The 13,869-nt window shown below is 44.0% G+C and carries 13 protein-coding genes; 6 read left to right on the top strand and 7 right to left on the bottom strand.

Going from position 1 to position 13,869, the window contains the following annotated elements; translation table 11 throughout:
* Positions 1 to 144: 144 nt before the first annotated feature.
* Together queA and DQQ10_RS24375 are read left to right on the top strand one after the other, a co-directional pair.
* Complete coding sequence (queA, locus tag DQQ10_RS24380) at positions 145 to 1,191, top strand: tRNA preQ1(34) S-adenosylmethionine ribosyltransferase-isomerase QueA (protein WP_112749559.1); 1,047 nt, start codon at positions 145 to 147, stop codon at positions 1,189 to 1,191.
* A 111-nt stretch (positions 1,192 to 1,302) separates the two neighbouring features.
* On the top strand, positions 1,303 to 1,995 hold the full coding sequence (locus tag DQQ10_RS24375; protein WP_112749558.1) for a 2-C-methyl-D-erythritol 4-phosphate cytidylyltransferase: 693 nt from the start codon (positions 1,303 to 1,305) through the stop codon (positions 1,993 to 1,995).
* A 41-nt stretch (positions 1,996 to 2,036) separates the two neighbouring features.
* Here the strand turns inward: DQQ10_RS24375 and DQQ10_RS24370 are convergent, their stop codons facing one another.
* On the bottom strand, positions 2,037 to 2,258 hold the full coding sequence (locus DQQ10_RS24370) for a DUF2795 domain-containing protein (RefSeq protein ID WP_039751840.1): 222 nt from the start codon (positions 2,256 to 2,258) through the stop codon (positions 2,037 to 2,039).
* A gap of 317 nt (positions 2,259 to 2,575) precedes the next feature.
* Between DQQ10_RS24370 and ettA the strand changes: the two genes are divergently transcribed.
* The 4 genes from ettA to DQQ10_RS24350 all read left to right on the top strand — a co-directional run bounded on the left by ettA (position 2,576) and on the right by DQQ10_RS24350 (position 6,967).
* The gene (gene ettA, locus DQQ10_RS24365; RefSeq protein ID WP_112749557.1) at positions 2,576 to 4,258 is read left to right on the top strand and encodes an energy-dependent translational throttle protein EttA; all 1,683 of its coding nucleotides are present in this window, start codon (positions 2,576 to 2,578) and stop codon (positions 4,256 to 4,258) included.
* Between the two features lie 87 nt (positions 4,259 to 4,345).
* Entirely contained in the window at positions 4,346 to 4,714 is a 369-nt protein-coding gene (locus DQQ10_RS24360) for a DMT family protein (protein WP_112749556.1), read from the top strand.
* A 50-nt stretch (positions 4,715 to 4,764) separates the two neighbouring features.
* The gene (locus DQQ10_RS24355) at positions 4,765 to 5,574 is read left to right on the top strand and encodes an SDR family oxidoreductase (protein ID WP_112749555.1); all 810 of its coding nucleotides are present in this window, start codon (positions 4,765 to 4,767) and stop codon (positions 5,572 to 5,574) included.
* A gap of 19 nt (positions 5,575 to 5,593) precedes the next feature.
* Complete coding sequence (locus DQQ10_RS24350; RefSeq protein WP_112749554.1) at positions 5,594 to 6,967, top strand: glycosyltransferase; 1,374 nt, start codon at positions 5,594 to 5,596, stop codon at positions 6,965 to 6,967.
* On the opposite strand, the gene paaN is transcribed toward DQQ10_RS24350, so the two are convergent.
* From paaN to DQQ10_RS24320, 6 genes are read right to left on the bottom strand one after another with little or no spacing between them, the layout of a single operon-like run.
* A complete protein-coding gene (gene paaN, locus DQQ10_RS24345) occupies positions 6,943 to 8,610 on the bottom strand; it encodes a phenylacetic acid degradation protein PaaN (RefSeq protein WP_112749553.1) in 1,668 nt (555 codons plus the stop codon). The genes DQQ10_RS24350 and paaN overlap by 25 nt on opposite strands.
* Before the next feature lie 56 nt (positions 8,611 to 8,666).
* Positions 8,667 to 9,386: a DUF4197 domain-containing protein gene (locus DQQ10_RS24340; protein ID WP_112749552.1), complete on the bottom strand. Its 720-nt coding sequence runs from the start codon at positions 9,384 to 9,386 to the stop codon at positions 8,667 to 8,669.
* A 56-nt stretch (positions 9,387 to 9,442) separates the two neighbouring features.
* Positions 9,443 to 10,708, bottom strand: a complete 1,266-nt coding sequence (locus tag DQQ10_RS24335; protein WP_112749551.1) for a lactate 2-monooxygenase — start codon at positions 10,706 to 10,708, stop codon at positions 9,443 to 9,445.
* 45 nt (positions 10,709 to 10,753) lie between these two features.
* Complete coding sequence (locus DQQ10_RS24330) at positions 10,754 to 12,235, bottom strand: hypothetical protein (RefSeq protein ID WP_112749550.1); 1,482 nt, start codon at positions 12,233 to 12,235, stop codon at positions 10,754 to 10,756.
* Entirely contained in the window at positions 12,219 to 12,776 is a 558-nt protein-coding gene (locus DQQ10_RS24325) for an RNA polymerase sigma factor (RefSeq protein WP_165824104.1), read from the bottom strand. The genes DQQ10_RS24330 and DQQ10_RS24325 overlap by 17 nt, the downstream gene beginning before the upstream one ends.
* Before the next feature lie 55 nt (positions 12,777 to 12,831).
* The gene (locus tag DQQ10_RS24320) at positions 12,832 to 13,821 is read right to left on the bottom strand and encodes a hypothetical protein (RefSeq protein WP_133259753.1); all 990 of its coding nucleotides are present in this window, start codon (positions 13,819 to 13,821) and stop codon (positions 12,832 to 12,834) included.
* Between the last annotated feature and the right edge of the window lie 48 nt (positions 13,822 to 13,869).

Below are 13,869 nucleotides of genomic sequence, written 5' to 3'. Positions count from 1 at the left end.
AGGGCGTTTTTGTTACAGGATTTATCGCCTTTGCATATCGTAAGGAAAAAAAGGACGATGTTTTGTCGCAAAAGCCAATTGTTGGCTTATTTTTGCAACCGCTAAAATTCTACCCTTAATTGGGCGTACTTTGCTTTACCGAATATGAAGTTATCCGAATTCAAATTTGAACTCCCCAATAGTCTTATTGCCTTGGATCCCGCAGAAAACCGTGACGAGTCTCGGTTGATGGTGGTTCATAAGGACACCGGAAAGATCGAACATAAGGTCTTCAAAGATATCGTGGAGTATTTTGGAGAAGGCGACGTAATGGTTGGAAATGACACAATGGTGTTTCCTGCCCGATTATATGGTCGTAAAGAAAAGACCGGTGCAAAAATCGAAGTATTTCTCCTCCGCGAGTTAAATGCTGATATGCACCTTTGGGATGTGTTGGTTGATCCTGCCCGTAAAATTCGTGTGGGTAATAAACTTTACTTCGGCAATGGTGATCTTGTGGCCGAGGTGATCGACAACACGACCTCCCGTGGAAGAACCATTCGTTTCTTATTCGACGGTGATTCTGCAGCATTCGATAAAGTTGTTGAAACACTGGGCGAAACGCCGCTTCCGAAGTACATCAAGAGAAAAGTTAAGTCAGAAGACAAGGAGCGTTTCCAAACCATCTTTGCGAAGAATAAAGGTGCGGTTTCTGCACCAACAGCAGGTCTTCACTTTACACGTCAACTGCTAAAGCGTTTACAATTACGCGGTGTTGACATGGCGTTTATTACGTTGCACATCGGCTTAGGAACATTCCGTCCGGTAGATGTAGAAGATTTGACGAAGCACAAGATGGATTCTGAGAATTTCATCGTGAGCAACGAGGCTGTTGACATCGTTAACAAGGCATTGGATAACAAAAATAAAGTGTGTGCTATTGGTACAACCACCATGCGTGCACTTGAGTCGGCAGTATCGGCTACGAATCGCTTAAAAGCACGTGAAGGATGGACAGACAAGTTCATTTTCCCGCCATATGACTTCAAAATTTGCAATGCAATGATCACAAACTTCCACATGCCTGAATCAACTTTGTTGATGATGGCTTCAGCTTTCGGAGGTTATGAATTGATTACAGAAGCATATAAGGTTGCTAAAAAGGAGAAATACAAATTTCTCACGTATGGCGACGCGATGCTTATCATCTAAGGAGTTATCACAGGTTTTTATAGAGCCAGCCTTAACGGTTGGCTTTTTTTATGGATGTTACACGACATGTGTAAAGTCTATTGCGATGATTTACCTTTATAAAATACATTTATGAAGAATCCAGAATATGCCTTGATTGTAGCGGGCGGTAAGGGAACGCGAATGGGTAGCGCACTGCCGAAGCAGTTTATTGCGATTGATGGCTTACCCATTTTAATGCACACGATCAATGCGTTTTACGCGTATTCGAGCACGATTCAAGTCATTCTGGTATTGCCTCAAGAAGATTTTTCGACATGGACATCGCTTTGTGAGCGACATCATTTTAACCGACCGGTTGTTCTCCAGCAAGGGGGAGCTACACGATTCCAGTCGGTAAAGCGTGGACTGGCCAAGATTGAAGGAGACGGATTGGTTGCCATTCACGATGGTGTCCGCCCACTGGTTTCCGCCACAGTAATTGATCAATCCTTTCGCATTGCTGAAAAGGAGAATAGTGCCGTTGCAGCGGTTAACTTAAAGGAGTCAATTCGAGAAGTTCAACAGGGCGGTACGAAAGCGCTGGATCGAACCAAGTTTAAATTAATCCAGACACCTCAAACATTTAAAGTAGCACTTATCAAGCGCGCCTATGAGATGGAGGAAGATCTTCAACTCACGGATGATGCAAGCGTAGCGGAGCGTGGTGGACATAGCATCACATTGTTTGAGGGCAGTTACGATAATATCAAAGTGACGACGCCAGAGGACTTAGTTTTTGCGGAAGCATATCTTCAGTCTCAAAAAACAGCAAAGCCAGCATAGCTGGCTTTGTATTCTTTCAGGGAAAATGGTATTTCTACCTTTTAGTATTCATCTTCATTGAAGAAGAAATCCTCTTTCGTTGGATAGTCCGGCCAAATTTCCTCGATACTCTCATAAGGTTGTCCGTCATCTTCAAGTTCCTGGAGGTTTTCCACGACTTCAAGTGGGGCGCCCGAACGGATAGAGTAGTCGATCAGTTCATCTTTGGTTGCAGGCCATGGCGCATCTTCGAGGTAGGATGCAAGTTCAAGGGTCCAATACATAGCGTAATTTCCTCCTTTTAATTTTCCGCAAAAATAAAATTAAATCATCAAGAGTCAACCCCCCTCTACCGAAAGACGGAAACTCCCGTCGGTTGACCAATTAAAGCTTCATCTTGACAATGGTTTAAGGGTAACCACTAAGCACAATTTTCTGGCCATCACGGCGCATTTTACATTTTTATTCCAGTCCAGTATTCCTTAAATAACGAAAACAGCCCATATTGCGCCCAATTCAGATTATTAAAGAGTGTTACTAGAATTTTGGTCATTTGTAGACCTCTTACGCTCCTGATCATTCAAGATTTCATATATAACTCATGGCAGACGAAAAAATTATTTTCTCAATGGCGGGCGTCAATAAGATTTATCCGCCCAGCAAACAAGTTTTAAAAAATATCTACCTCTCCTTCTTTTACGGCGCTAAAATTGGTGTTTTAGGTCTTAACGGTTCAGGAAAATCTTCTCTTCTCCGCATTATCGCAGGAATCGATAAAGAATTCCAAGGCGAGGTCGTATCAGACCTTTCGTTCACGGTTGGGCTACTGGAACAAGAGCCGCAGCTTGACAAGACAAAAACAGTAAAAGAAATTGTCGAAGAAGGTGCGCATGAAACAATCTCTTTGCTAAAAGAATTTGAAGCGATCAACGAAAAGTTTGCTGACCCAGCGGTGATGGAAGATCCAGATGCAATGGATAAACTCATCACCAAGCAAGGCGAGATTCAGGAGAAACTTGATGCTGTTGGCGCTTGGGATCTTGATCACAAACTTGAACGCGCAATGGACGCGCTTCGCTGCCCTCCTCCGGATGCAAAAGTTGAGCACCTCTCAGGTGGTGAGAAAAGACGTGTAGCGCTTTGCCGCCTCTTGTTAAAAGAACCAGATGTTCTCCTTCTTGATGAACCTACCAACCACTTAGACGCAGAGTCAGTACATTGGCTAGAGCAGCACTTGAAACAATACAAAGGAACTGTTATCGCCGTGACCCACGATCGTTACTTCCTTGATAACGTTGCGGGTTGGATCCTCGAACTTGACCGCGGCGAAGGTATTCCATGGAAAGGAAATTATTCTTCGTGGCTCGACCAGAAACAAAAGCGTTTAGCGCAAGAAGAAAAATCAGAATCGAAACGTCAGAAGGCCCTCGAACGCGAGTTGGAGTGGGTGCGCATGAATCCAAAAGGAAGACAAGCAAAAGGTAAAGCTCGTCTTAGCGCATACGAAAAACTCTTAAGTCAAGAAACCAGAGAGAAAGAAGACAAATTAGAATTGTTTATTCCGCCTGGACCGCGACTTGGTAACAAGGTAATTGAAGCAAAAGGTGTAGCAAAAGGTTATGGCGATAAGTTGCTGTACGAGAATTTAACGTTCTCGCTTCCACCAGCGGGCATTGTAGGTATTATCGGACCGAACGGCGCGGGTAAGACGACATTGTTTAAAATGATCATCGGCAAAGAGCAGCCAGATGCGGGAAGTTTTGAAGTTGGTGAAACTGTACAGATCGCATACGTAGATCAGGAGCACGACGACTTGAAGCCAGAGGATTCAGTTTGGCAGGCAATTACCGGCGGGAATGAATTGATCGAGATGGGTGGCAAAACGCTTAACTCACGCGCTTACGTTGGAAAATTCAACTTCAACGGCAACGACCAACAGAAGAAAGTAAAAGAACTTTCCGGTGGTATGCGTAACCGTGTGCACCTAGCCATAGCGTTGCGCCAAGGCGGAAATCTTCTCCTCCTTGATGAGCCTACCAACGACTTGGATGTAAATACACTTCGTGCACTAGAAGAAGCATTGGAGAACTTTGCAGGATGCGCGGTAATTATTTCCCACGACCGTTGGTTCTTAGATCGCGTCTGCACACACATTCTTGCTTTCGAAGGAGACTCTCAAGTATTCTGGTTTGAAGGTAGCTTCAGCGAATACGAAGAAAATAAGAAGAAGCGACTTGGCGATGACACGCCACATCGTATTAAGTATAAGAAACTTGTTAAATAGTTATCGGTTATCAGTTATCGGTTATCGGTGATCCAAGATTTACCATTAACCGATAACAGATAACTGATAACCGACAACCAACTCAACATGCGCGGATTTTACACCATACTCCTCCTTGTTCTTTCCAATGCCTTTATGACACTAGCGTGGTATGGGCATTTGAAATTTAAAGACATGAAGTGGAGTCAGAGTTTGCCGCTCATTGTGGTAATTTTAATTAGTTGGGGCATTGCGTTGTTCGAATATATTCTGCAGGTACCTGCAAACCGATTGGGGTTCAAAGAACACGGCGGCCCCTTCACATTGGTTCAGTTGAAAGTAATTCAAGAGGTAATCACGCTTGTGGTCTTTTTCATCTTCTCAACACTCTTTTTTAAGACCGAGAGTTTTCGAATGAATCACCTGATTGGATTTCTATTTCTTGTCTTGGCTGTGTATTTCATTTTTAAGAAATAACTATCATGCCATTGCTCCTAACATTGTAAGGTAATGGTGTAACTTGAACTATGGGATCTTTACAAGGAAAAGTTATTTGGATTACGGGGGCATCTTCCGGTATTGGCGAGGCGCTTGCATATGCACTTGCTGAACGAGGCGCTCGTTTAATTCTTTCTGCACGACGAAAAGAAGAACTTGAGCGCGTGAGGGGAAACTGCTCACCGTCGACGCATGCAAACATCAGAACGCTACCACTCGATCTCACAAAAACAGAAACACTTAAGCTCTCTACCGACGCTGCCATTCAAGTATTCGGTCATGTAGATATCCTGGTCAATAACGGCGGAATCAGTCAGCGAAGTTTTGCAAAGGATACATTGATAGAAGTTGACCGGCAAATTATGGAAGTGAATTATTTCGGCGCGGTGGCGTTGACGAAATTTATTCTTCCTCATTTCCTAGCGCGGAAGCAAGGACATTTTGTTACGGTATCTAGTGTTACTGGAATTTTTGGAACGCCCTATCGTTCGGGATACGCCGCCTCCAAACACGCACTCCATGGATTTTTTGATTCATTACGTGCCGAACTTTGGAAGGATGTCGAAGAGAAAATTACGGTAACAATGATTTGCCCTGGATTCATTCATACCCCTATTACACTTTCTGCTGTAACCGGCGATGGTTCTCCCCTTGGCAAAATGGACGATGCGCAATATAAAGGTAAGCCAGCATCATGGTGTGCCGCGCGTATTGTGAATGCCATCGAGAAGAAAAAAGAAGAAGTTTATATTGGTGGTATCGAAACGTTGGGTGTACGATTTAAGCGATTACTTCCAAAATTATTCTCACGCTACATGCGTACTGCAAAAGTGAGGTAGTTCTTTAAACTCAATATCGTTGTCTAAAAAAGAAAATTTACTCTTCCTCGTCTATCACGGTACTGGCCATTTCAATGCCTGCTTTCATGCCGCAAAAATCCTTGCTACACATGTCAATATATTTTTTGCAGGTGTTCCTTTCTTTCAGCAATATGTAACTAGCCAAGGGTTCGATTACATCCCTTTGAAAACCTTACCGTTTGGATTAGGACTTGAGCAATGGCGCAATGAAGTGTTTAAAAAAAAACCTATTTACATCAACACGGTTAAAGATCGTTGGCGTGATACGCTCTATCGCGAGCGAGAAAACGAATTGGTAGAAATACTGGAGCGCATTAAGCCTACCCATGTATTGCTCGACGCTCAACAAAGTTCAGACTTCATTGCAATTTATCGAAAGGTGATTGACGACAACATTAAGATTGCACTGATACACACCATGCTTCCTCTACGATTGGTTAAAGGATTGCCACCGATGAACAGTCTCGCCTTACCCGGCGAAGCTAAGGCTATCACTAAGTCACATCGTGCAATCCGTTTCAGAAACTTTCTGAAACGCATCACCCAATATTTACGCTTTGGCATTACCGACAATGGCATCATCGCGCGACGCATCCGTCGGAATAACGTTCCTTTAGTGTACTTTAAGGATTCTGACTCCAGTTTTCATTTGACGATCAGTGGCCTTCGAGAATTCATCTTCGCTCCTCAAGCTTTTGAGTTTAACGAGACGCCGATGAATAGCCATCAACATTACTGCGGAACATTCGTCGATTACACACGGGTAGAAAACAAAAACCAAGAATTCCTGATACATCGCGACGCCATATTCGGTCGTGCCACCGCCCAAGAACGAAAGGTAATCTATTGCAGCTTCGGTACGCGTGCGAGCCAATATCACAATGAAATCATCGCGTTGGTCAACCATATTATAGCGGCAACGGCTAAGCTTAAGTGCATATTGCTTTGCGCTGTTGATGTTGATCACACCATGATTCCTACCAAACAATACACGCATGTGTATTTGTACAAGCAGCTAGCACAAATAGAAATCCTAAAGCATGCGGATCTTTTCATCAACCATGGTGGATTAAATTCGATCAAAGAGGCTATTGATCATGGTGTCCCCATGCTTGTTTATCCCATCGATAAGAAAACAGATCCCCTTGGAAATTCTTCCCGCGTAGTCTATCATAAACTAGGATTACGAGGAGACTTGTCCGATCGTGTTGAAGATATTGAGCAAAAGATTCATGCCCTACTCTCGGACAATTCGTTTAAAAAGAACTTCGCGCGTTTCACTGTCAGCCAAAAAGAAAAGGATGAAGAATTTTTATCCCTCATCCTTTCCATGGTATCGCTACGTGATCAGGCTTTTACCGGCTCACGATGACCTACCCATGTAAATCGTTTAGCAACATATTCTGGATTGGTGAACGACGCATTCCCTGATGGATTTCCACCCGTGACATGAAAATCTGAGAAGGCAGCATTTTGATTCATGTAGATACCGCCGATTAGGTTAAATGATACAGGCGTTGCTGCCAATGACATTTCATCGGCTATCTTATCTTTCACGACAGGATCGGTTGTATATGCGCCACATGAAATCGCGCCATGATTCATGGCCATCTGTTGTGCGAGTGAAATAGATTGATCCGTGTTTTTAGTTTTGATTAGCAAAGCAATGGGACCGAACAATTCTTTCGCATAAACATCTTTTGCTTGTGCGTCGACTTCAACAATGACGGGTGTTGACACGCGGGCGTTCTTGAACATTGGATTTTCGAACGTCCTCGACGTCAACCAAACTTTACCGGGCAGACTTTCAGCATCTTTAACACGGTCACATGTTTTTTTATTCTGCACCGCGCCAAGCACAAATGGACCTGCCTTCGGGTTGTCGATAAGTCCGTTGATGTTATCCACTAACTTCTGCGCGAATGTATCGAACGAGATTACACCTGTTTGACTTTTAATACCCTCGGCTGGAATGTAAAAGTTCTGGGGCGCAGTACACATTTGACCGCTGTAGAGCGAGAGTGCAAAAGCCAAGTTAGCGGCAACTTTATCAACGTCGTCTACCGAGTCAAGTATTACGGAATTCACACCAGTCTTTTCTGTAAAAACTGTTTTGCCAGGAAGCGCTTCCAGATAGCTTCCAAACACACCGTTACCGGTGAAGTCTATCAACTTAACATCAGGATGTTCAGCGAGATCTTTCGTGATCATTTTATCGAATGTATCGACCGCAAGTTGGCAGGTATTGGGATCAAGATTGTTTTCAGCAAGTACCTTTTGAATTTCCGCGACCACGATGGCGATGGGAAGAATTGCACCAGGATGAGGCTTAACAATTACAGGGTTTCCTGTGATCAAGCTTGCATAAATTCCAGGTACAGAATTCCAGGTAGGAAAAGTTGAACAGCCTATCACAACGGACACACCTTTAGGTATTGCACGCCATTCTTTATTCAGTTGAATGTTAAACTTTCCCATCGGCTTATCCCAAAGTGCCGTTGCTGGAAAACGTTGCAGTTCTGCATAACCCGCTGCCACAGCTTCAAGAGCACGGTCTGCAGCGTGCGGACCAGATGCTTGGAAAGCCATCATATATCCTTGACCAGTGGTGTGCATGGTTGCGTATGCAATTTCAAAAAAACGCCCTTTTATGCGTTCAAGAGATTCAACCAAAATACCGGCACGACTTTCAACGGATACTTTTCTCCACTGATGATAACTTGATTTTGCGCGATCAATCAACGTCGAGACTGCAAAGCTTGGATATGCTATTTTTAGCGGCTCCTGTAAATAGGGAGATTCTTCTTGTCCAACCCAACCGTTGGGATCAGATTGGAGAAGTTCTGTGAACTTTTGATTCAGTGCAGCTTTAAATGTCTGTTGTCCATCGGCATCCGCAGTCTCTCCATAGATGGCAGGTGCGGGGTGTTCTGGATACGCTGCGAAAAAACTTCGTTCATGCAATGCCTTTACCGCTTTATCGATAAAAGCCTTATGTTTTTCAAAGGGCGTCATTTGAAAATATTTAGGTTAATGAGTAATGAGTTCAATCCCAAATGTTCGCCTACGTCTTATTTTTTGTAGCCGAATACTTTCTTTAGAATTTCTGTTGTTCGCTCTAACGGATTCTCACGGATTTGTTTCTCTTCTTTTGCAATTAACAGGAATAATCCGTCCATGGCTTTGGTGGTCGCATAGTCGTTAAGATCAGGGTTCACCTTCTCCACCATCGGAATTTTGTTATAGGTCGTTACAATGGTGCTGTAGTATTTTGTTGCTTCCACTTTCGTGAGCGAGTTTGCGATAACCGGTTGAAATTTTTCACGCAACGCCGACGTGGTAGTGCGTTTCAAATATTCCGTTGCCGCATTATTCTCGCCTTTTAATATTCCCCATGCATCTTGCACAGTCATTTGCTTAATCGCCGAGATAAAAATTGGCTTTGCTTCCTTGGCAGCATCTTCGGCCCCGCGATTTAATGTGAGAATAAATTTATCTACCTCCTTACCGAGGCCGATATTACGAAGCTTGGTTTCGATCTTTTGAATATCTGGCGGTAATGGAATTTTAATTTCTGGATTCTTGAAATATCCATCAAGCATGGAAGCCTGATCCGAGCCCTCCGATGTTCCTTTCACGAGTGCTTCTTTTAGTCCAGCAATCACTTCGTCCGTTGTGAGCGGTTGTTCTGACCCCAAAGCTTTGTTAACCTCTGACATAGTTTGATTAATCTGGGCGGAGGTACAAGCGCAAGCGATAAAAACTGTAGCGATAAAAATCTTTCCTTTCATAGTGGTTTTAACTGACGGTAATTTAGAAAAAGTTTACCATCAAACTTGAGGAGTTTCTACGGTCGAGCAAGGGTATTTTCCACGATCTCCCGAATATTCCTACACCCGGCCAGTCCCATCGTTAATTCAAAATCAGCCATGATGTTGCGAAGGACTTCATAAACACCCTGCGCTCCAGCTATGGTGAGTCCATAAACATATGGCCTACCTACACAAACTGCCGTGGCGCCCATTGCGATTGCTTTGAATGCATCGGCACCGCCGCGGATACCGCTATCCAAGAGCACTGGGATTTTCTTGTTAACTACTTTTGCAATAGCAGGAAGCGCATCGAACGTTGCGATAGCTCCATCAACTTGTCGTCCACCATGATTCGAAACAATGATGCCGTCGATGCCATGATCTATTGCTTTCCGGGCATCATCGGGATGAAGAATTCCTTTTAATACAATTGGGAGCGAGGTGTATTCGCGAAGAAGTTTTAGGTCATTCCAAGTTGTGCGTGGATTTGAATACGTGCTAACAAATTTCCGTACTGCTTTCAGGGGACGTCCACTTCTCAATTTTTTGAAGAAGCCATTGCCGGGATAACGGTTCACCATCTTCACTAATCCTACCAAGCTCGACGGTGTGACTCTTCTTTGAACTTCGGGCCCGAGGTCTGGCTCGTCCATCATCTTTTGAAATACGGGGTCTGATGTATACTGCGCGATTCCTTTCCCTTCGAGAAATGGCAAGTAGCCAATGTCTAGATCTCGTGCACGCCATCCAAGCAACGTTGTGTCAAGCGTAACAACAATGGCCGTACAGCCACACCGTTGTGCTCGTTGGACGAAACTCTCAACAAGGTCATTCGATTTACTCCAATACAATTGAAACCATCGGGGACTTGTGTCCATCAATGCGGCACATTCCTCCATAGGAAAACTCGCTTGATTTGAAAAAATGTAGGGAAGCGACAATCGTTTCGCAGCATTTGCCACCGCGAGATCGGCCTGTGAATGAACCATCTCCAATACACCAACGGGTGACATCAAAAAAGGAGAAGGCAATGTATGGCCAAAGATTGAGATCGAAGTATCGCGTGCACCCACATCGCAAAGCATTCGCGGAACGATCTTGTAGCGATCAAAAGCTTTCCGATTACCCGTCATCGTTGATTCAACACCTGCGCCGCCAGCAATGTAGGCATAGGCATTACGACTCATGATTCGTTTTGCTTCGGCTTCAAGTCTTGAGAAATCAACAGGAACTTTCGAACGATGTCCTGCAAAACCATTGAGATAAATTTCCTTTTGCCAATTGGCTGCCGTTTGATCCATAGAACAGGCGTTACACTATAAATGTAACGCCTGCCAGATCATTTTTCAAAAGCGATAGATCGCACCGACGCCAATGCCTGCGCGATAAGGTTTTAACTTAAAGGGTTCACGCAAGTTCTCATTTGATATAATTGCATGCGTGTACGAGGGCTGAAGAAAGATATTCCACCGTTGGTTTGCTGACATTTCTAGACGGTATGACAGCTGATAGTTCAAGTACCTTGACTGTTTATTGTTATAAGAAGACTCACCACTTGACTTCAACAGTCCTTGATGGAATTGTAACCCTGCGCCGAATTTATGTCGCAGACCACCTTGCTTTATTGTATAAAACACACCAGCCGATGCACCAACATTTCGCATGTTATAGCTAAATGACTTTGTTGCTGTTTGCGGCGTCATGGTGATGCCCTTTGGAGTTTGTGTTACGTCGAACTTGCCTGTGTTGTATCGATATGACAGGGTTTGCTGTTGTTGATAGTAAGAAAGTCCCGCGTACCATTCGAGATTCTTTTTGATTACCCCTTGATATCCCGCATCGAAAGACCATCCGAGGCGCGCGTTATCAATCACACCAGGCGATTCAAAATCTAGCACTTCAATACCATCCGTCTTAACGGGCGTTATTTCCTGAAAAGAAAGCGACGGCGTTATTACAGCATAGACGTTCGCATTCCGCAATATTTTAGGTTTACGCAAATCTTCTTTTTGCTTCGTCTTCGTTACAGCGCGCTGTTCACTTTCTTTCACGCTTGTGTCGGTTGAATCCATGCTTTCATCACCACGCGGTTTGGCCGACATTCTACGTCTAAGATTTGCTGACACAGAAGGTACATGTGCATTGCCAACTGTATCGTGCACCGCGCTAGCGCTATCGCTGATGCTGTTATTATCATTCATAGCAATAACCGGATTGGTATCCGCGGTTGCTATTGCACTTTGCTCTGCATGCACGGTGCCGTTGTCTTCAGCTGAATGGACCACATCAGAATTTTTACGACGCTTGATCTGCTCTGCCGACAACGATGGTGGATGCGTCCCGTCACTGCTCCTGGCGAGGTTCGCTATGCTATGTTGCTCAACAACCGTAGTTTCTAAACCACCTGACTTGCCTGGATCATTTATCAAGGGATAACCCGATGTCGTAGTAGTCGTGGTCGATCGATCGGAATCGCTTACTTGTAACGAGCTTGTATCACGATGGCCGTTAGTCGCTATTTCATCCTTCAAACGTCGCTCATCATTTCGTGTAGAATTGTTTGGGCCCCTCCCCGCAATTTCTTGTTCAGACGTAACGTTTCTCTGATCGTGATGACTGAAGAATTGGGTGACACCAGCGCCAGCAAGGGCTCCTAAAATAAAGACGGTGGCGGTGCCAATACCTTTCTTAAGTTTTCCCCTGTTTGACACCGCCGGAGGGAGCGCGCCGGCGATCTTGTGCCAGGCGTCATCGGCAGGTACCTCTTCATAATTTCCGAGACGCGTCTTAATGCTATTCCAGAAATCTTTCTCAGGCATATTTTTCATAATGTTTGATTCCTACTTTACTCAGCTTTTCTTTTAAGAGTTGTTTCGCATAATGCAATTGTGAACGCGAAGTACTCTCAGTGACATCAAGAAGTTTCGAAATTTCTTGATGACTATATCCTTCAACAATCGACAGGTTAAACACAACACGGCATCCATCCGGAAGTTCATTAACAAGTTGGATGAGATATTCATCGGTGAGATTATCGAGGATCAATTCGTACGCGGTATCGGCTACATCGTGATCAGTGGTTGAACTAACAAAAACTTCATTGCGCTTCTTCTGCCGGTAAAAGTCAATGGCGGTATTCACGGCCACCGATAACATCCAGCCTTCTAACTTTTCTTCGCTAGAGACCTGATCGATTCGCGAGAAGATCTTGATAAAAGTATCCTGCAAAAGATCCTGCGCATCGTCGCGGTCTTTTGTATAGCGTCTGCACAACCCCATGAGCCTGGCTTTAAAGAGATCATACAGTTCACGCTGTGCCCTGCCATCTCTTTTTTTACACTGCTCAAACAGTTTTTTGTTTACTGTCATATAATGAAGAAAATCCTCATGCAACATGAGGACTTCCTTGTTAGATTGTTATTGATTAAAAGATGGCAAATCTTGCTCTCCCAGTTTTACATTGACCTGGTACACATACTTTGTATAGTAGACTATCGAAGACAACGGTGTCGGGGCCAGGTAAGTCATAATGATATTTGACATAATACCCGAGTTCCGCATTTTGCCCGATCAGGTATTCACCAAGATGTGGCTCTTCTTCAATCGTAAAAGAAATTACGGACTCGCATAAAAGATCATTGAGTGTTACCGGTAAGGTTACGGTATCCTGTCCAACAGGTCTATCAAACGAAAATTGATCATCGAACAATGTAAAATTGCAAGCATCCGGATTGATCAACACATGCACTGATGCATAAGCATACACGGACGGATTTGAAATACGAGAAATTCGGTAAATGATGGTATCGGCTACACTTGTTGTTAGTTCTGTTTCATACAAAATGTGGCCACCGGAAATTGCTGCAGTACCCTGATGTGGAGGAAAAGTATGATTAGGACGGAAAACTTCGATTTTCAAATCGGTCGTATCGCCGCAGATAATATCATTCTTCCACACTTCAATAGCTACGGGTGAGGAGGTTGCTGTCACTACATCGTCGTGGGCATATAATCCGCATGGAAGATTTGTTGTGTCATCTTCTACAATGATAATCACGCTATCACTCTTCAACAAGGCATGCGACGCGTCGAAAATGTCGTACTTAAAAACGTCGTGACCGTGAGTAAAATTATGGTTGGGTGAATATTTTAATAGTCCGGGCGCTACATTTGTTAAGATCCCTTTCTGTGGTGCTTTTGAAATAGCTACTTGTATTTCGCCATTCGTATTCAATAGTGATTTAAAATCAATGTAAGCACTGGTATGTTTGAGTACGTGTACTTCATTTTCGATGACGGGTTTCGAAGGTTTTACGTCATCGTTGAACACATCGCAGGCCGCAACCAACAAGGCAACTCCGATGGGCAGCATTACCGAACCTATTGCTGCTATCTTATGGGGTATCTTAATCATACGGGTATTTGTTTTAAAGGTAAGACCTGTTTCCTTTGCAAAACGCTG

The sequence above is a fragment of the Pseudochryseolinea flava genome (genome assembly GCF_003286915.1).
GTDB lineage: Bacteria > Bacteroidota > Bacteroidia > Cytophagales > Cyclobacteriaceae > Ohtaekwangia > Ohtaekwangia flava.
This window is presented reverse-complemented; position numbering and strand designations above follow the sequence as displayed.